The organism is Frigidibacter sp., from assembly GCF_030695035.1.
Lineage (GTDB): Bacteria > Pseudomonadota > Alphaproteobacteria > Rhodobacterales > Rhodobacteraceae > Frigidibacter.
This window is the reverse complement of record NZ_JAUYTT010000015.1, coordinates 88,728-105,853: the sequence shown is the minus strand read 5'-3', so window position 1 is coordinate 105,853 and position 17,126 is coordinate 88,728. Positions and strand designations below refer to the sequence as shown.

Annotated in this window: 18 protein-coding genes; 5 read left to right on the top strand and 13 right to left on the bottom strand. The window is 67.1% G+C overall.

Going from position 1 to position 17,126, the window contains the following annotated elements; translation table 11 throughout:
- Positions 1-9: 9 nt before the first annotated feature.
- The 7 genes from Q8S30_RS15940 to Q8S30_RS15910 all read right to left on the bottom strand — a co-directional run bounded on the left by Q8S30_RS15940 (position 10) and on the right by Q8S30_RS15910 (position 7,521).
- Entirely contained in the window at positions 10-834 is an 825-nt protein-coding gene (locus Q8S30_RS15940) for an ABC transporter ATP-binding protein (protein WP_305667008.1), read from the bottom strand.
- 57 nt (positions 835-891) lie between these two features.
- Entirely contained in the window at positions 892-2,178 is a 1,287-nt protein-coding gene (locus Q8S30_RS15935) for an ABC transporter substrate-binding protein (RefSeq protein ID WP_305667007.1), read from the bottom strand.
- Positions 2,179-2,241: 63 nt separating this feature from the next.
- Positions 2,242-3,318 carry a branched-chain amino acid ABC transporter permease gene (locus tag Q8S30_RS15930; RefSeq protein WP_305667006.1) on the bottom strand — a complete coding sequence of 359 codons (1,077 nt, stop codon included), beginning with the start codon at positions 3,316-3,318 and terminating at the stop codon, positions 2,242-2,244.
- A gap of 40 nt (positions 3,319-3,358) precedes the next feature.
- On the bottom strand, positions 3,359-3,538 hold the full coding sequence (locus tag Q8S30_RS15925; protein WP_305667005.1) for a hypothetical protein: 180 nt from the start codon (positions 3,536-3,538) through the stop codon (positions 3,359-3,361).
- Between the two features lie 118 nt (positions 3,539-3,656).
- Positions 3,657-4,646, bottom strand: coding sequence for a branched-chain amino acid ABC transporter permease (locus Q8S30_RS15920; RefSeq protein ID WP_305667004.1), 990 nt, complete (start codon positions 4,644-4,646; stop codon positions 3,657-3,659).
- 77 nt (positions 4,647-4,723) lie between these two features.
- A complete protein-coding gene (locus Q8S30_RS15915; RefSeq protein ID WP_305667003.1) occupies positions 4,724-5,554 on the bottom strand; it encodes an ABC transporter ATP-binding protein in 831 nt (276 codons plus the stop codon).
- Positions 5,551-7,521 carry a long-chain fatty acid--CoA ligase gene (locus Q8S30_RS15910; protein ID WP_305667002.1) on the bottom strand — a complete coding sequence of 657 codons (1,971 nt, stop codon included), beginning with the start codon at positions 7,519-7,521 and terminating at the stop codon, positions 5,551-5,553. The genes Q8S30_RS15915 and Q8S30_RS15910 overlap by 4 nt, the downstream gene beginning before the upstream one ends.
- 236 nt (positions 7,522-7,757) lie before the next feature.
- On the opposite strand from Q8S30_RS15910, the gene Q8S30_RS15905 reads away from it, so the two are divergent.
- The 4 genes from Q8S30_RS15905 to Q8S30_RS15890 all read left to right on the top strand — a co-directional run bounded on the left by Q8S30_RS15905 (position 7,758) and on the right by Q8S30_RS15890 (position 11,991).
- Positions 7,758-9,677: a PAS-domain containing protein gene (locus Q8S30_RS15905; RefSeq protein WP_305667001.1), complete on the top strand. Its 1,920-nt coding sequence runs from the start codon at positions 7,758-7,760 to the stop codon at positions 9,675-9,677.
- Positions 9,674-10,393, top strand: coding sequence for a response regulator transcription factor (locus tag Q8S30_RS15900; protein ID WP_305667000.1), 720 nt, complete (start codon positions 9,674-9,676; stop codon positions 10,391-10,393). The genes Q8S30_RS15905 and Q8S30_RS15900 overlap by 4 nt, the downstream gene beginning before the upstream one ends.
- Before the next feature lie 224 nt (positions 10,394-10,617).
- Positions 10,618-10,875 (top strand): WGR domain-containing protein, encoded by a 258-nt coding sequence (locus Q8S30_RS15895; RefSeq protein WP_305666999.1) that lies wholly within the window; start codon positions 10,618-10,620, stop codon positions 10,873-10,875.
- Between the two features lie 69 nt (positions 10,876-10,944).
- Positions 10,945-11,991 carry a saccharopine dehydrogenase gene (locus tag Q8S30_RS15890; RefSeq protein ID WP_305666998.1) on the top strand — a complete coding sequence of 349 codons (1,047 nt, stop codon included), beginning with the start codon at positions 10,945-10,947 and terminating at the stop codon, positions 11,989-11,991.
- A 92-nt stretch (positions 11,992-12,083) separates the two neighbouring features.
- Here Q8S30_RS15890 and Q8S30_RS15885 read toward each other — a convergent pair whose 3' ends face one another.
- Entirely contained in the window at positions 12,084-12,476 is a 393-nt protein-coding gene (locus Q8S30_RS15885) for a DUF3775 domain-containing protein (protein WP_305666997.1), read from the bottom strand.
- Positions 12,477-12,562: 86 nt separating this feature from the next.
- On the opposite strand from Q8S30_RS15885, the gene Q8S30_RS15880 reads away from it, so the two are divergent.
- Entirely contained in the window at positions 12,563-13,246 is a 684-nt protein-coding gene (locus Q8S30_RS15880; RefSeq protein ID WP_305666996.1) for a helix-turn-helix domain-containing protein, read from the top strand.
- Here the strand turns inward: Q8S30_RS15880 and Q8S30_RS15875 are convergent.
- The 5 genes from Q8S30_RS15875 to Q8S30_RS15855 form a co-directional block, all read right to left on the bottom strand.
- Positions 13,198-13,593, bottom strand: a complete 396-nt coding sequence (locus Q8S30_RS15875) for a VOC family protein (RefSeq protein WP_305666995.1) — start codon at positions 13,591-13,593, stop codon at positions 13,198-13,200. The genes Q8S30_RS15880 and Q8S30_RS15875 overlap by 49 nt on opposite strands.
- Before the next feature lie 80 nt (positions 13,594-13,673).
- Positions 13,674-14,402, bottom strand: coding sequence for an SDR family oxidoreductase (locus Q8S30_RS15870; RefSeq protein WP_305666994.1), 729 nt, complete (start codon positions 14,400-14,402; stop codon positions 13,674-13,676).
- Entirely contained in the window at positions 14,399-14,956 is a 558-nt protein-coding gene (locus tag Q8S30_RS15865; RefSeq protein ID WP_305666993.1) for a DUF3833 family protein, read from the bottom strand. Before Q8S30_RS15865 ends, Q8S30_RS15870 begins: the two co-directional genes overlap by 4 nt.
- The gene (locus Q8S30_RS15860; RefSeq protein ID WP_305666992.1) at positions 14,956-15,714 is read right to left on the bottom strand and encodes a DUF1365 domain-containing protein; all 759 of its coding nucleotides are present in this window, start codon (positions 15,712-15,714) and stop codon (positions 14,956-14,958) included. Before Q8S30_RS15860 ends, Q8S30_RS15865 begins: the two co-directional genes overlap by 1 nt.
- Positions 15,711-17,003, bottom strand: coding sequence for an NAD(P)/FAD-dependent oxidoreductase (locus Q8S30_RS15855; protein ID WP_305666991.1), 1,293 nt, complete (start codon positions 17,001-17,003; stop codon positions 15,711-15,713). The genes Q8S30_RS15860 and Q8S30_RS15855 overlap by 4 nt, the downstream gene beginning before the upstream one ends.
- Positions 17,004-17,126 lie beyond the last annotated feature (123 nt).

Sequence of the window (17,126 nt, the reverse complement as noted above, 5' to 3'; positions counted from 1 at the left end):
TCGGACCTCTCAGGCCAGCCAGCGCTTGCGGCGCCGGTAGCTGCGCACGTCACGGAAACTGCGGCGGCCCTCGTCCGACAGGCCGAGGTAGAATTCCTTCACATCGGGATTCTCGCGCAGCGCATCGGCCGGGCCGTCCATCACCACCCGGCCCGATTCAAGGATGTAGCCGTAATGGGCATAGCGCAGCGCGACATTGGTGTTCTGTTCGGCCAGCAGGAAGGTCAGGCCCTCCTGTTCGTTCACCGCCTTCACGATCTCAAAGATCTGCTCCACCAGCTGCGGGGCGAGGCCCATCGACGGCTCGTCGAGCAAGATTGTCTCCGGCCGGCTCATCAGCGCGCGGCCGATGGCGCACATCTGCTGCTCACCGCCCGAGGTATAGCCCGCCTGGCTCTTGCGCCGCTCTTTCAGCCGCGGGAAATAGGCATAGACCATTTCCAGATCGCGGTTGATCGCCGCCTTTCCATCCTTGCGCGTATAGGCGCCGGTCAGCAGGTTTTCCTCGACCGTCAGGTGTTCGAAACAGTGGCGGCCCTCCATCACCTGGATCACGCCCTTCTTCACCAGCTCCGACGGGCCCAGATCCTGCACCCGCTCACCCCGATAATGGATCGTGCCCTTGGTCACCTCGCCGCGCTCGGAATGCAGCAGGTTGGAAATGGCCTTCAGCGTCGTGGTCTTGCCCGCGCCATTGCCGCCCAGAAGCGCGGTGATGCCGCCCTTCGGCACAGACAGGCTCACGCCCTTCAGCACAAGGATCACATGGTTGTAGATCACCTCGATATTGTTCACCTCTAGGAGGTTTTCGCGAGTGGGTGCGGCGTCAAGCATGGGCTGGCCCCTTGAAGGCGGTTGGGTTGCCCCGGCCCGAAGGCCGGGGCAGCGTCGTCAGTTGCAGCGCTCGGTCAGGCCGGCTTCGGCGGCGTAGGCGGCCGAGTCTTCCAGCACCAGCGCGTCCAGCACCTCGTCATCGGGCGCGATGAAGTCGGTGATCAGGTTCCACTTGCCGGCAGAGGCATCCCATTGCTGGATCATCCCCGCCCCCGGTCCGCCATGGTCCTCGCAGCTCGCCGCGAAGGGCTGGCCGAAGTTCGGCAGGCCCAGCTCGGCCATCCGCTCTTCGGTGATCTCCAGCGCCTCGAACCCGTCGCGCACCTGCGCCGCGTTCACCGCCGACGTGCCCGCCAGCTCCTGCGCCTTGCGGATCGCCTCCGAGATGACCATCGCCGCATACATGCCGCGCGAATAGAGCACGCTGCCGACCTGATCGCCCGCGCCGGCCGCCTTGCCCGCGTCCTGCACGTACTGCTTCAGGTCCGCATAGACCGGGTAGTCCATCCCGGTGCCGTGCATCGCAAGGCTCTTGTAGCCATTGGCGCCGGCACCCGCCGCGGTCACGTCGTTTTCGGACCCCGACCACCACACCCCGATCATGTTCTCCATCGGGAAGCGGATATTGCCGGCCTCTTGCACGGCCACCTGGTTCATCACGCCCCAGCCCCAGAACAGCACGTAATCGGGCTTCTCGCGGCGGATCTGCAGCCATTGCGATTTCTGCTCCTGGCCGGGCGAGTCGACCGGGATCTCGGTCAGCTTGAAGCCATGCTTCTTGCTCAGCTCGGTCAGGGTACGGATCGGCTCCTTGCCGTAGGCAGAGTTGTGATAGACCAGCGCGATGGTCTTGCCCTCAAGGCTGCCGCCATTCTCGTCCAGCAGGTGTTTCACCGCGACGGACGCGCCATCCCAGTAGTTCGCGGGATAGTTGAACACCCATTCGAACACCTTGCCATTCGCGGCCGAGGTGCGGCCATAGCCGGGGGTGTAGAGCGAGATGCCATCGGCCGAGACCTTCGGGATCAGCTGATAGGTGATGCCCGTCGACAGCGGGTTATAGACCAGCGCGCCCTGGCCCTTGGTGGCCTCGTAGCACTCCACCCCCTTCTCGGTGTTATAGGCGGTCTCACATTCCGGCACGACCACCTTCTCGCCGCCGATGCCGCCATCGCGTTCATTCAGCAGCGTGAAATAGTCGGTGAAACCGTCGGCATAGGGGATGCCACCGGCGGCAAACGGGCCGGTCCGGTAGCTGAGGTTCGGCACGACCAGATCGGCCGAGGCCGGCGCAGCAACCGCGATCATCGCGGCGACGGCAAGGGTTGCAAATGTCGTCTTCATTCAGGGTCTCCTCCCAGAGTCGAATAAAGGGTTACGCAAAAGCCGGTTTCCCGGGTCGGTGTCTCAATGCGGGAACGGCCAGAGCCGCAGCTTCTCCTTGGTCAGGCGCCACAGCTGCGCGAGGCCATGCGGCTCGAGGATCAGGAACACCACGATCAGCCCGCCGACGATCATCAGCTCGATATGCGCCGCCAGATCGGTGGGCCATCCCATCCCCTCGACCAGCACGTTCTTCAGGAACACCGGCAGCAGCACCAGGAACGCCGCCCCGGCAAAGCTGCCGAATATGCTGCCCAGCCCGCCGATGATCACCATGAACAGCACCAGGAAGCTCTTGTTGATCCCGAACACCTCGCCGACCTCGGCCGCGCCCAGATAGACGGCGAAGAACAGCGCCCCGGCCACGCCGATGAAGAAGGACGATACCGCAAAGGCCGACAGCTTGGCGGTCAGCGGATTCACCCCGATGATCTCGGCCGCGATGTCCATGTCGCGGATCGCCATCCAGCGCCGTCCGATGGTGCCGCGCGTCAGGTTCCGCGCCACCCAGGCCAGCGCGAACAGGATCACGAGGCAGAAGAGGTACTTCGCGGCGGCAGAGGTGTTCGGCCCGGTCACGAAATGCCCCAGCACCGTGCGCTCGGGTGAGTTGATCTGGCCAGAGGCGGAGTAGTTGTAGAACCACGGCACCTTGTTGAAGAGCCAGACGAGGAAGAATTGCGCCGCCAGCGTCGCCACGGCAAGGTAGAACCCCTTGATCCGCAGGCTTGGCAGCCCGAACAGCACCCCCACGCAGGCGGTGATCCCGCCGGCCAGCAGCACATGGATCAGGATCGAAACCTCGGGGAAACTGGTCATCAGCTTGTAGCAGGCATAGGCCCCCACCGCCATGAACCCGCCGGTGCCAAGGCTGACCTGCCCGCAATAGCCCGTCAGGATGTTCAGCCCGATGGCGGCAATCGCATAGATCAGGAAGGGCACGAACACCGCGTTCGCCCAATAGTCGTTGATGAAGAACGGGATCACCCCGAAGGCAATCGCCAGCACCGCGTAATAGCGCACACGGTCGAACTGGATCGGGAAGGTCTGCGCGTCTTCCGGGTAGGTCGTCTTGAAGTCGCCTGCTTCGCGGTAGAACATCAGCGCATCCCCCCATCTTGGTGGGCGGCGCCGGTCCCGGTCAGCAGCCCCTGCGGATCCGCACCCAGGCGAACAGCCCCAGCCCGGCACCCAGCGCCGACAGCGCCATATGCAGCACCAGCAACGCTTCTGGCTCGCCCTGCGGCGCCGCCAGCGCCATCCAGCCAAAGGCCAGCGCGGCGGCCCAGCCGATGGTGAACATGATCGAACAGATCTTCATGGTGCGGAACACTCCCTACTCCCCAACCGGCCCGCATCAGGCCAGCCCCTGCCCGGGTTGCGGCGCGGGTCTTCCCCGGAACTGCGGCAATCGGACGCATCGGATCAAACTCCATCTCTCACACCCGCTCAATGATTTTTTCGCCGAACAGGCCCTGCGGCCGGAACACCAGGAACAGCAGCGCCAGCACATAGGCGAACCAGTTCTCGGTCGCGCCGCCGATCATCGGGCCGATGGTGAACTCGAACAGCTTCTCGCCCACGCCGATGATCAGCCCGCCGACGATGGCCCCGGGGATCGAGGTGAACCCGCCCAGCATCAGCACCGGCAGCGCCTTCAGCGCGATCAGGCTCAGGCTGAACTGCACGCCCGACTTGGTGCCCCACATGATCCCGGCCACCAGCGCCACGAAGCCGGCGATGGACCAGACCAGAACCCAGATGAAGCGCAGGCTGATCCCCACCGACAGCGCCGCCTGATGGTCATCGGCCACCGCCCGCAGCGCCCGGCCCTGCTTGGAATACTGGCTGAAGATGGTCAGCGAGGCGACAAGGATCACCGCCACGATGGTCGCCACGATGTCGAGATTGTCGATGAAGAAGCCATAGCCCAGCAGCGCCGCCGTCGCGCTTTCCACCGTTTCGGAAATCCCCTGCGGCAGGCCGACGTCCAGCGTCTTGATATCGGCGCCCCACATCACGTCGCCGAGGCCTTCGAGGAAATAGGCAAGCCCGATGGTCGCCATGAACAGGATGATCGGCGCCTGATTGACCAGATGCTTCAGCACCAGCCGCTCGATCAGCCAGGCAAGGCCCACCATCACCCCCGCCGTCAGCGCGATGGCAACGATGCCGGGCAGCGTCCAGCCGAAGGTGTGCAGGTTGGTGCCGAAGGTGGCGTTGATCAGATGCGCGAACGGGATCTGCCCGTTCTGGAACCCGACCAGCGTCAGCGCCGCGAACAGCGCCAGCACGCCTTGCGCATAGTTGAAGATGCCGCTGGCCTTGAAGATCAGCACGAAGCCAAGGGCGACCAGCGCATACATCACCCCCGCCATCAGCCCGTTCAGGGTCACTTCCAGCGCGAACAGGATCTGGTCAGGCAGCATGGCGCACCTCGATGTCCGACTGTTTTTGTTTACATACGGTATGCGTATGGGTTCTGCATGGGTTCTGCATGGCGGCTTTAGTCATGGGCCACCCCCAGATAGGCGGCGATCACCTCGGGATTGGCGCGCACCTCATCGGGCGTGCCGTCGCCGATCTTCTTGCCGTAATCCATCACCACCACCCGGTCCGACAGGTCCATGACCACGCCCATGTCATGCTCGATCAGGCAGATCGTAGTGCCGAACTCGTCATTCACATCCAGGATGAAGCGGCACATGTCCTCCTTCTCCTCGACGTTCATCCCCGCCATCGGCTCGTCCAGCAGCAGGATCTTCGGCTCTGCCGCCAGCGCCCGCGCCAGTTCCACCCGCTTCTTCAGGCCGTAGGGAAGCCGGCCGACCGGAGTCTTGCGGATCGCCTGTATCTCCAGGAAATCAATGATCTTTTCCACCTTCTCGCGGTGCGCGCTCTCTTCCTTTTGCGCGGCGCCCCACCACATCGCCTGCGCCAGCAGCCCGGTCTTCATCAGCGTCAGCCGCCCGGTCATGATGTTGTCGAGCACCGTCATCCCGTCGAACAGCGCGATGTTCTGGAAGGTGCGGGCAATGCCCAGCTGCGCCACCTGATAGGGTTTCATCGGCCCGCGGCGATAGCCCTTGAACCAGACCTCGCCCTCGGTCGGCACATAGAACCCCGAGATGACGTTCAGCATCGAGGATTTGCCCGCCCCGTTCGGCCCGATGATCGCCCGGATCTCGCCCTCCCGGATATCGAAACTGATATCCTTGATCGCCACCACCCCACCAAACCGCAGCGTGATGTTCTTCATTTCCATCAGCACGCCGCCAATTTTCCGGCCATCGGCTGTGGTGTAACCCTCTGTATTCACGGCAGGTTGTGCGCTCATTCCGCCGCCATCCTTGTCTGGGTTCCCTGCACGGCGGCATCGCGGATCGTCAGCGTCGCCTTGATCGCGCCCTTGCGGCCATCCTCGTAGGTCACCTCGGTTTCGGTGTAGATGCTGCCCCGCCCGTCATAGAGCGCGTCGATCAACTCGGCGAACTTGCTCTCGATCACGTTGCGCCGCACCTTGCGCGTCCGCGTCATCTCGCCGTCATCCGCATCCAATTCCTTGTGCAAAATCAGGAACCTGTGGACCTGGCAGCCCGCCAGCATCGGATCGGCGGCGACCGAACGGTTCACCTCCTCCACATGGCTCTGGATCATGTCATAGACCCTCGGATGCCCGGCCAGCTCCTGATAGCTGGCATAGGCGATGTTGTTGCGCTCCGCCCAGTTGCCCACCGCCTGCAGGTCAATGTTGATGAAGGCGGTGCACATGGTGCGGGCATTGCCGAACACCACTGCTTCAAGGATGTTGGGATAGAATTTCAGCTTGTTTTCAACGTATTTGGGCGCAAACAGGTGGCCATCCGCCATCTTGCCCACATCCTTGGCGCGGTCGATGATCCGCAGATGCCCGGTGCCTTCCTCGAAGAACCCGGCATCCCCGGTCGCCACCCAGCCTTCGGCATCCTTGGTGCTGGCGGTGCTTTCGGGGTTCTTGAAATACTCGACGAAGGTCCCCGGCGAGCGATAGAACACCTCGCCATTCTCGGCGATCTTCACTTCCACGCCCGGTGAGGGCACGCCCACCGTATCCGACCGCACCTGCCCGTCCGGCTGCTGGGTGATGAACACCGACGCCTCGGTCTGCCCGTAAAGCTGCTTCAGGTTGATGCCCAGACTGCGGTAGAAATCGAAGATCTCGGGCCCGATCGCCTCGCCTGCGGTATAGCCAACGCGGATGCGGCTGAAGCCCAGCGTGTTCTTCAGCGGGCCATAAACCAGAATGTTCCCAAGCCCGTAGCGCAGACGGTCCAGCGCGCTGACGGACTTGCCATCCAGGATCGCCGGCCCCACCCGCCGCGCCAGCGCCATGAAATGATCGAACATCTTCTTCTTCAGCCGGCCCGCATCTTCCATGCGGATCATCACATTGGTCAGCTGGCCTTCGAACACCCGCGGCGGCGCAAAGAAATAGGTCGGCCCGATCTCGCGCAGGTCGGTCATCATCGTCGCCGGGCTTTCCGGGCAGTTCACGGTGAAGCCGGTCCAGTAGGCCTGCCCCACCGAGAAGATGAAGTCCCCGACCCAGGCCATCGGCAGATAGGCCAGCACCTCATCCCCGTGGCGCAGATGGTCGAAACCCGAGGTGTTCTTCGCAGTCTCGATGATATTGCGGTTCGACAGCACCACGCCCTTGGGCTTGCCGGTGGTGCCGGACGTATACAGCATCACGCAGGTGCTGTCGTAATGCAGCTCGGCGATGCGCTTGGTCAGCTCGCCCTCATAGCGGAAATGCCCGGCCCGCCCCTCGGCCTGTACATCTGCCAGCGCGTTCATGCGGGAATGGTCGTATTTCCGCATGCCCCGGCGGTCATTGTACATGACATGCTGGATATGCTGCACGCGGTCCTCGATCTCGAGCACCTTGTCCACCTGCTCCTGATCGCCGCACACGATGAAGCGCGCGCCGCAATGGTCCAGCACATAGGCCATCTCATCGGCCACCGCGTCCTGATACAGCGGCACCGGAACGGCCCCGCACATCTGCGCCGCGACCATCGCCCAGTAATGCGCCGGCCGGTTGCGGCCGATGATGGCGATATGGTCGCCGCGTTCGACCCCCAGCGACAGGAAGCCAAGCGCCAGCGCGCGGACCTGCTCATCCGTCTGGGCCCAGGTCCAGCTTTGCCAGATCCCGAATTCCTTTTCCCGGTAGGCCGGCAGCGCGCCGATCCGCGCCACGTTGCGGGCCAGCAACGCCGGAATGGACGTCAGGGCGTCCGAAGGCGCCGTCAAAACCACCATATATCCTCCCTCGCATGGGCCCGTCTGCAGGGCCGCACGCTCTTTCCCCTGGCCCCGCAAGGGGCCACACGGCGGGCGATTCCTCCTTCGCCCGGCGCGCCTCCTCCAAAGGCTCGCCCCGAATGATTACCCGACTTTGTCGCAATCCTATCGAATTCTTGCAGGCGCGCTTCGGGCTATGCGCGCCCCCTTGCGGGTGCTAGCCATCACTCAGGCTTCGGGGAGGAAGCCGCAGCATGATGCAAGGCGACGAGCTTCAGAAACTGACAGGCGCGGGCCTGAACCTGATCCAGCAGGCGCTGTCGATCTTCGACCGCGACCTGCGGCTGGCGGTCTGCAACCGGCAATATCAGGTGATGTTCGACCTGCCCGATGCGCTCACGCTGCCCGGCACCTCCTTTGCCGAAACCATCCGCTATCTGGTGCAGCGCGGCGAATACGGGCCCGCCACGGATGTGGAGGCAGAGGTGCAGGCCCGCGTCGATCAGGCCCGCGCCTTCCAGCCGCATTACATGGAACGCACCCGCGCCAATGGCCGCACCATCTCGGTCGAAGGCTCGCCGCTGTCGCAGGGCGGCTGGGTCACCGTCTATACCGACATCACCAGCATCAAGCGGCAGGAGGAACTGCTGCGGGCCCGCTCCGAAGACCTGTCCGCCCAGCTTCTGGCCCATGCCGAGCAACTGGCGCAGGCGAACCGGCAGCTTGCAGCGATGAACGCCGCGCTGGAGGAAGCCAAGCGCGAGCTGACGGAGATCGAGGCGCGCACCCGTCTGGTCACCGAAATGACCCCCGCCCATATCGCGCATATCGACCGCGACCGCCGCTATACCTTCTCCAACCGCCGCCTCTCCTCGGTGATGCCGGGCAGCCTTTCCGATATCGTCGGCCGCCCGATGACCGAAGCGCTTGGCCCCGACGCTGCCGAACGCATCATGCCGGGCATAGACCGGGCGCTGGCCGGCGAGGCGCATGTCTATGAGATCACCCACGCGCCCTCGGGCCGCCGCATCCGCATCGCGCTGACGCCCGACACCGGCAGCGACGGCACGGTGAACGGCGTCTATATCCTCTCCACCGATGTCACCGCCGAAACCCAGGCCCGCGCCGCGCTGTCGCAGACCGGCAAGCGAGAGCTGGCGGCGCAGCTGACCTCGGGCCTCGCGCATGATTTTGCCAACCTCCTGACGATTATACTTGGCCTGCAGGGGCGGCTGGCGCGGATGCCGGCCCTGCCCCAGGGCGCGGAGGAGCTGGTGGGCGCGACCCTCGCCGCCGCCCGCCGCGGCGGCACCCTGCTTGACCGCATCGCCTCCATCTCCGGCCCGCGAGAGCTGCGCCCGCAGCCCACCCGCCTCGGCCCCTTCCTGCGCGACCTTGCCACGATGGCCGGGCCTGCCCTGCCCGAGGCGGTGAGCCTCTCTGTCTCCGATGGCGGCCTGTCGGGGCCGTTCCTGCTGGATGCCGGCTCGCTGCAAGACGCCCTCCTCAACCTCGTCCTCAACGCCAAGGATGCCATCGGCCCCCGCCCCGGCAGTATTGAACTCGCCGCCCGCGCCGTGCGCGACACCTGGCTGGATCTGGTGGTGGAGGATTCGGGCCCCGGCTTCTCTGCCGCGGCCTTGGAACATGGCCTGGATCCGTTCTTCACCACCAAGGGCGGCGAGGGATCGGGCCTTGGGTTGTCGATGGTCTATGACCATGCCAAGCTGTCCGGCGGCTCGGTCCGGCTGGAGAACCGCGGCAGCGGCGGCGCCCGGGTGGTGCTGCGCCTGCCGCTGCGCCGCGCCGCCAAGGCCCCCGACCCGCTGCTGGTGCTGCTGGTCGAGGACCGCGACGAGATCCGCACCGACGTGCGCGAGATGCTGCGCGGCCTTGGCCATAACGTCATCGAAGCCGCCAGCGCCGCCGAGGCGCTGGAGCTTGCGGCGCTGCCGGGCCTCGGCCTCGTGCTGTCGGACATCGGCCTGCCCGGCGGCATGACCGGCGTGGATCTTGCCAGCGCCCTGCAGGCGCAGGCCCACCCCGCCCGCCTGCTGCTGATGACCTCGCTGCCCGCGGGCGATGCGCTGCGCCGCGCCGCCCCTTGCCCGGTGCTCGGCAAACCCTTCACGCCCGCCGATCTGGCGGCCTTCCTGACAGCCGAGGCCGCATGACCCTGCCCCCCGCCCGCCCCCCGCATGTCGCCATTCTCGATGACGAGCCCGAGATTCGGCGGATGCTGTCGGACGCGCTGGTCGAGGCCGGCTTCCGCACCACCTGCTTCTCCCGCGCCACCGAATTCGAGGCGGCCCTGAAACGCACCGCCCCCGATGTCTGCCTCGTCGATCTGGGCCTGCCCGACCGCGACGGCCTGGCGCTGGTCCACCGTCTCGCGCTGGAATCCGGCGCGGCGATCATCATCATCTCGGGCCGCGCGCAGGTGCAGGACCGGGTGACGGGGCTGGAACTGGGGGCGGACGATTACATCATCAAGCCCTTCGACCCCGCCGAAGTCGTCGCCCGCATCCGCGCCCGCCTGCGCAAGGGCCGGCCCGAAACTGACCGCAGCCCCCGCACCGCCCGCTTCGCCGGCTGGACCGCAGAGTTCGACCGCTATGTCCTGGTCGCCGAGGATGGCACCGAAGTGCCCTTCAGCCATGCCGAGGGCGAGGTGCTGCGCCTGTTCCTCGACGCCCCCAAACGCCTGATCTCGCGCGCGCAGATGCAAGAAAGCCTTGGCGGCGCGGCAGGCGACAGCTTTGACCGGGCGATGGACGTGCGCATCTCGCGCCTGCGCACCAAGCTGGGCGAGGATCCCAAGAACCCGCGGCTGATCAAGACCATCTATGGCGCCGGCTACATCTTCCTCGGCGACGTGATCTGGGACTGAGGTCGCTGGGGGGCTCTGCCCCCCGCCCGCCTGCGGCGCGCGCCCCCGGGATATTTGCAACAAGGCAAAGGGAGAAGGCGGTCTTGCCCTTTGCCTTGTCCAAATATCCTCGGGGGTGAATTGGCGCACAGCGCCAAGAGGGGGCAGACAGCCCCCTCCCCTTCGCTTGCAGCCGGGCGCGCGCTGTGATTCCAAGGCCACCCAAGCCCGAAGGGACCGCGCCGATGATCGACATTCTCCTGCACCGCCGCCGCAACGACCTGCGCGCCCGCTTCGTGCGGGTGGAAATCATCGACAACCTCTTTGGCGAATATACCCTGCTGCGCGAAACCGGCGCGGCCGGGCGCCAGGGCTGCACCCGCATCTCCTGGTATGCCAACCTGCGCGAGGCCTGCCTTGCCGCCGAGACCCTTCGCGCAAGGGCGCAGAGACAGGGCTACCGCCTGACCCGCGCCAGCCCGTCGCTTCGGCCGCAGGCCTGATACCGCCGCCCGGCTTGCTCCGCCCCGGCCGCTGGCCTACTCCTGCGCCAGCCAATTGCGGGGGATGACATGACACATCTGTGGGTGCGGGCCGAGCAACGCCCGAATGAAGAGCGCGTCGGCCTGACGCCCGAGGGTGCCGCCGCGCTGATCGCCGCCGGGCTGCGGGTGACGGTCGAGCAAAGCTCTGTCCGCGCGATCCCGCTGCAGGGATACATCGATGCGGGCTGCGAGATTGCGGCCGAGGCCTCCTGGCCCGAGGCCCCGGCGGATGCGATCATCTTCGGGCTCAAGGAACTGCCCGAGGATGGCAGCCCCCTCACCCATCGCCACATCCTGTTCGGCCATGCCTACAAGGGCCAGCCCGCCGGACAGGTGCTGCTGCGCCGGTTCCGCGCCGGGGGCGGCACGCTCTATGACCTCGAATATCTGGTGGACGGGGCCGGGCGCCGCGTTGCCGCCTTCGGCTACTGGGCGGGCTATGCCGGCGCCGCCGTCGCGCTCAAATGCTGGGCGGCGCAGCAGCAGGGCGCGCTTTGCGGCCCCCTCTCGCGCTACGCGGACAAGACGGCGCTGCTAAAGGATCTGGCGGCCGAGCTCGCCGGCGCCGCCCCCCGCGCCCTGATCATCGGCGCGCTTGGCCGCGTCGGCACCGGCGCGGCGGACCTTTGCACCGCGCTCGGCCTGCCCGTCACCCGCTGGGACATGGCCGAAACCGCCCATGGCGGCCCTTTCCCCGAGCTGCTGGCGCATGAGATCTTCCTGAACTGCATCCTCGCCCGGCCCGGCGGCCCGGTCTTCGTGCCCGCCTCGGCCATCGACGCCCCCCGCGCGCTGAGCGTCATCGGCGATATCGCCTGCGACCCGACCTCGGATTTCTCGCCCATCAAGGTCTATGACCGCACCACCGACTGGGCCGCGCCCGCCCTGCGCGTGGCCGCAGACCCGGTGCTGGACGTGACCGCCATCGACAACCTGCCCTCGCTGCTGCCGGTGGAATCGAGCCTTGATTACGCCGCGCAGCTGCTACCCTCGCTGCTGGCCCTGCCCGCGCTGGACGCAGGCGTCTGGGGCCGCGCCAAAGCCGAGTTCAACCGCCAGTCCGCGGCGCTGTAACCGAGGCTCGGCCCAGCCACAGCCCCCTTCTTGCTGGCGGAAATATCCCACGGGGGTCGGGGGTGTGAAACCCCCGGCGCCTGTCGGCGGCGCTACAGAACCCCGTCTTCGGCATCCTCCACCGAAATCCCCAGCGCATCGAGCCCGTCCTCAAGGTAATCCGCCAGCAGCGGCACCCCCAGCAGGTAATCCGCGGTCGGGGCCGAGGCCTCGGCCCGGGCGGTGTCCATCGCCTCATCGAGCTCATCCGCGCCATAGGTCTCGCGGCCGATCCACATCACCGCGACAAGGCTGGCCTGCTCATCCACGTTCATCTCGCCGATGAAGGCGCGCAGCTCCTGCTCGGTCGCATCGCCCGAGCGCGCCTCGAGAATGGAGTCCGAATCCACGCTGTCGCCGGGGCTGTCCCAGCTGCCGACCTTGGCATCCAGCTCGCGCGCACGCACGATCACATGGGCAATCTTCTCGGGGCTGATCTGCAGCATTGGTGGCCTCCCTTGGTTGGGGGCGACCCTCGGGCAAACTGGGGGCGGGTGCAAGGGGAGTAGGGTGGGGCTGGCCGTGGCCATCGGTGCGCGATAGGATCCGGGGCAAGATGCAGGAAGACGAGTTTCAGCCCTGGGCGCATGACGTCCCCCGCGACACGCTGGCATCGGTCTATCCTGACGGGTGCCGCGATGTGCTGATCCTCCGCCGCGCCGGTCAGCGCCCCGAAGTCCGGCTGACCTCGTTCGATCTGCGCCCCCGGCTGGCGGCCCTGCCCGCCGGCACCACAGTGCAGGGCTACCGGCTGCGCCCGGGCGCGCGGATCGCCGCGAACGCCCTGCGCGCCATCGAAGCCCAACCCGATCAGGCCGGGGCGATCATCCGCAACGATCTGGCGCTTTCGGGCGACGCCGATCACGCGATCCGCGCGCTGTGCCGGCCCGGCGCAGGTGCGGCGGCGGTTGCCGGCGATCTGGGCCTGTCGCTGCGCAGCCTGCAACGGCTGTTTCACCGGCTGGATCTGCCACCACCGGATTACTGGCGGCTTCTGGCGCGGGCGCGGCAGGCTGCCCGGCACCTGGGCGGCCCATCGCCTCTGGCCGCCATCGCCGCCGATTGCGGCTTCAGCGATCAGGCCCATATGACGCGCGAGCTGCTGCGCTGGTTCGGCAAGACCCCCCGCCAGTTGCAGCGCGACGGCGAGACGCTCACGCTGCTGGGTCAGCCGGCGCTTGGCAACTGGACCGGCGAGCAGAGCTCCACCAGGTAGCCATCCGGGTCGCTGACATAGGAGGTTGTCTGGCCCCAGGGCTCCTCCCGGGCGTCCTGCACCAGAACCGCCCCGGCCGAGATCGCGCGCGACAGGGCCGCTGGCACGTCCTCGGTCTCGAAGGCGAGTTCGAACACCGGGGCCCCGGGATCGGCCCGGCCTGGAGACTTGCCAAGTTCGGTCATCAGCTTGCGCGACGAGAACGCCAGCCGGGTCGTGCCGGTGTCCATCTCGCCATAGTCGCCCGACTCATGCAGGAACCCCCGCCGAAGCCCGAAGGCGCGTTCGTAGAACTCCAGCGCGGTTGCGACCTCTGCGACATAGAGGATGCTGTATCGGAAAATCATCTGGTCCCTTTCCTTCACGGTTCCTCGATGGATAGCCGGATGCGGGGACGATTTCTTGAAGGATGACGACAGGGCCCGCCCTACCCCATGATCCGATACCACAGCGCATCCGGCAAAAACTGCCCCAGCCGGAACAGCGCCGCGAAGCGCCTCGGAAAGCTCAGCGCAAAGCGCTTTGTGCCCATGTGCTTCAGGATCCGCGCAGCGGCCTCCTCGGGCTCCATCAGGAACGGCATGTCGAAATCGTTGAGGTCGGTCAGCCGCGTGCGGATGAAGCCGGGGTTGACCAACTGGACCTTCACGCCAGACCCGCGCAGGTCGGCCTGCATCGCCTCGGCCAGCGCCATCACCCCGGCCTTCGACGCGCCATAGCCGATGGCGCCCGGCAGCCCGCGATAGCCCGCCAGCGAGCCGGTCAGCACCAGATGACCGCGCCCGCGCGCCGCGAAGCCCGGCACCACCTGCCCCAGCACCCTTGCGCAGCCGGTCAGGTTCACGTCGCACATCTGCGCCACGCGGTCCGCGTCCCAATCCTGCGCCGCCATCGGCCAATAGGTCGCGGCGAGCCAGACCAGCCCGTCGATCTCTCCGACCTCCGCCGCCGCTGCCCGCACCGAACCCATATCGGCCACATCCATCGGCAGCGCCCGCGCCGGGCCCGGCAGCTCTGCCACAAGCGCCTCCAGCCGCGCCCCGCTGCGCGCCGACAGCACCAGCTCGGCCCCCGCCGCGCTCATCTGGCGGGCCAGCTCGCGGCCCAGCCCCTCGCTGGCGCCGACCAGCCACCAGCGCTGGCCCTTCACGCTCATGCCGTGCCCTCAGCAGGTGCCTTGCGGATCGTCGCCACCAGCTCGGCCACCAGCACCCCCCATTTGCGGAACTGGCTGCGATTGACGATGCTGCCGCCCGGCGTCGCATACATCCAGTCGGTCACCGACAGCACATGCCCGCCGGCATCCTGCGGCAGGCGGATCTTGTAGCGCAGCACCACCGCGCTGCCCTGCTGCCGCCCGGTGCCGCGCCCCAGCACATCCGGCGCGGTCGCGCTGATCGCGCCGTCATTGCCCAGCTGCAGAACCCAGTCGCGCCGATCCACCGCCCCGCCCTCATAGCGGAACACCTCGGCCATCCGGCAGGTCGCGCCCTGCCATTGCGCGTCGAACTCGCCGACAAAGCGCGACTTCGCCCGCCCCGTCGGCCCGTAGATCACGCCCTCACACAGCAGCGGCCCGTTCAGCGCCGCGCGGATATCCAGCGCCGGCCCCCCGGCATAGTCCCCGCTGCGCTGCGCAGCGAAGCCCGCCAGCCGCCCGCGCAGCCAGACCAGCAGCAGCGCCGCTGCGGCCCCAAGCACAAACCCCATCACCGCGTCACCTCTTCCACGGGGGGCAGCGGCCGGTCCCGATACCGCGCGCCCTTCACGAACAGCTTCAGCGCCTGCCAATGGATCAGCGCCAGCACCCGCCTGCTGCCAAACGGCCGCCGCAGCAGCGCGCCCAGCAGCCCCGCATTGGTCAGCGGCACCCGCCTGCCCGTCAGCGTCGCCAGCACCCCACCCTTGCCATTGTGGTAGTCGATCCAGACCCCCACCCGCTTCGCCCCGATGTCGAAGCGGAACCGATACTCCCCCGCCACATCCTGAAACGGCGAGACGTGGAACACCTTCGTCGCCACGATCTCATCCTCGGGCCGGATCGGCTCCAGCCCGCCCCGCACGCACAGATAGCTGTGCCGGTCGCCAAAGGTATTCGTCACCTCGGCCACCACGGCGCGCAAGGCGCCCTCCCCATCCCGGCACAGCCAGAACGACACCGGGTTGAACACATGCCCCAGCAGCCGCGGCTGGGTCAGCAGCCCGATGCGCAGCCCCGGCACGAAGACACCCTCGGCCATCAGCACCTCGCGCACCCAGACCGCGCCCTGCCCCCGCCCCGGCGCGCCGCCATGGTCGCGGTCCTGCACCGATGCCACATTGCCCCGGCCCCGCGAGAACAGCCGCGGCCCGGCGACCGGCGCCTCGGCATCCTCCAGCAGCACATAGTCCACCCCATAGCGGAAGGCATTCGCCGGCCCGCCATGCCGCGCATGGTAGGTCTGGCCGCGGACATGCTCCACCGTCATGCCACAGCCCTCAGCGCCTGCGCCGCGATGCCGTCCGTCACCTCGACCGCACTCGCGATCCCGTCCTCGTGAAACCCGTTCTTCATCCATGCCCCGCAGAACCAGCTGTGGTTCGTGCCATTCAGCGCCCGAACGCGGGCCTGACCCTCCAGCGCTGCCAGGTCATAAACCGGGTGCCGGAAGGTCGCCGTGTCATGGATCAGCGCCTCACTGATCTTGCGCCGCCCGTTCAGCGTCACGAACAGCGGGTCATCCATCGGGATCGGCTGCAAGGAGTTCATCCAGTAGGTCAGGTCGATCCGTTCCGCCGGTTGCCCCGCCTCCTCGGTATAGACCCAGCTGGCCCAGGCCGCCCGCCGCTTGGGCATCACGCTTTCATCCGAGTGCAGCACCATCTCGTTCGGCTGATAGCGGATGGCCGACAGCGCCGCGCGTTCGGGGCCCGAGCCATCCGACAGCAGCGCCAGCGCATCGTCGGAATGCACCGCCATCACCACCTCGTCGAACAGTTCCCACTCGCCGCCCGCCATCCGCACCTCGGCGCCATAGCCGGGCCGCCGAACCCCCGCCACCGAGGCGCCCGTGCGGATCTGCACCCCCCGCTCGCGCAAGGAAGCCTCCAACCGCCGCACATATTCGATGGACCCGCCGCGCACCGTGAACCACTGGTGCTGGCCGGTATGGCTCAGCAGCGCATGGTTGCGGAAGAATTGCAGCATCGCCTGCGCCGGAAACTCCAGGATCCCCCGCGTCGGCGTCGACCAGATCGCGCCCGACAGCGGGGTGATGTAGTAATCGCGGAACCACGGCCCGGTGCCCAGCTTGTCCAGCAGCCCGCCAATGGTCATGGCCGGATCATCCGCCGCCGCCAGCGCCTCGCGGTTGAAGCGCATAATGTCGCGCAGCATCCGCCAGAACCGAGGGTCCGCTGCCCGCCGCTTCTGCGCGAAGACCGCGCCCAGCGATTTCAGCCCGTATTCAAAGCGCCCCCCGTCGATCGACGCGCCAAAGCTCATGTCGCTTTTCGCGATCGGCACATCCAGTTCCGCGAACAGCGCACACAGATGCGGATAGTTCACCTCGTTGAACACGATGAACCCGGTATCCACCGGCTGATCGCCGCGGCGCCCCGCCAGCACGGTGCGCGCATGGCCCCCCAGCCGCGGGGCAGCCTCGATCAGCGTCACCCGGTGATCCGCCGCCAGCCGGTGCGCCGCCGCCATCCCTGAGATGCCGCCACCGATCACGGCGATGCGGCGGGGCGGGGCGGGCAAGTGTTCAAACGGCATTCGGCACTCCGGTCATCTGGCTATCACAAGGCTACGCCGGGTCACCCGCCGCGGATCACTCGGCGCCCCTGCAGCGCGGCATTTCTAGGGCCGGGTGATCCAGCCGCCGCGCTGCCGCGTAAC

Bases quoted from the DNA above. Each gene is read 5' to 3' on its own strand.
- Q8S30_RS15940 (WP_305667008.1), bottom strand. From the start codon at position 834: ATGCTTGACGCCGCACCCACTCGCGAAAACCTCCTAGAGGTGAACAAT.
- Q8S30_RS15935 (WP_305667007.1), bottom strand. From the start codon at position 2,178: ATGAAGACGACATTTGCAACCCTTGCCGTCGCCGCGATGATCGCGGTT.
- Q8S30_RS15930 (WP_305667006.1), bottom strand. From the start codon at position 3,318: ATGTTCTACCGCGAAGCAGGCGACTTCAAGACGACCTACCCGGAAGAC.
- Q8S30_RS15925 (WP_305667005.1), bottom strand. From the start codon at position 3,538: ATGAAGATCTGTTCGATCATGTTCACCATCGGCTGGGCCGCCGCGCTG.
- Q8S30_RS15920 (WP_305667004.1), bottom strand. From the start codon at position 4,646: ATGCTGCCTGACCAGATCCTGTTCGCGCTGGAAGTGACCCTGAACGGG.
- Q8S30_RS15915 (WP_305667003.1), bottom strand. From the start codon at position 5,554: ATGAGCGCACAACCTGCCGTGAATACAGAGGGTTACACCACAGCCGAT.
- Q8S30_RS15910 (WP_305667002.1), bottom strand. From the start codon at position 7,521: ATGGTGGTTTTGACGGCGCCTTCGGACGCCCTGACGTCCATTCCGGCG.
- Q8S30_RS15905 (WP_305667001.1), top strand. From the start codon at position 7,758: ATGATGCAAGGCGACGAGCTTCAGAAACTGACAGGCGCGGGCCTGAAC.
- Q8S30_RS15900 (WP_305667000.1), top strand. From the start codon at position 9,674: ATGACCCTGCCCCCCGCCCGCCCCCCGCATGTCGCCATTCTCGATGAC.
- Q8S30_RS15895 (WP_305666999.1), top strand. From the start codon at position 10,618: ATGATCGACATTCTCCTGCACCGCCGCCGCAACGACCTGCGCGCCCGC.
- Q8S30_RS15890 (WP_305666998.1), top strand. From the start codon at position 10,945: ATGACACATCTGTGGGTGCGGGCCGAGCAACGCCCGAATGAAGAGCGC.
- Q8S30_RS15885 (WP_305666997.1), bottom strand. From the start codon at position 12,476: ATGCTGCAGATCAGCCCCGAGAAGATTGCCCATGTGATCGTGCGTGCG.
- Q8S30_RS15875 (WP_305666995.1), bottom strand. From the start codon at position 13,593: ATGATTTTCCGATACAGCATCCTCTATGTCGCAGAGGTCGCAACCGCG.
- Q8S30_RS15870 (WP_305666994.1), bottom strand. From the start codon at position 14,402: ATGAGCGTGAAGGGCCAGCGCTGGTGGCTGGTCGGCGCCAGCGAGGGG.
- Q8S30_RS15865 (WP_305666993.1), bottom strand. From the start codon at position 14,956: ATGGGGTTTGTGCTTGGGGCCGCAGCGGCGCTGCTGCTGGTCTGGCTG.
- Q8S30_RS15860 (WP_305666992.1), bottom strand. From the start codon at position 15,714: ATGACGGTGGAGCATGTCCGCGGCCAGACCTACCATGCGCGGCATGGC.
- Q8S30_RS15855 (WP_305666991.1), bottom strand. From the start codon at position 17,003: ATGCCGTTTGAACACTTGCCCGCCCCGCCCCGCCGCATCGCCGTGATC.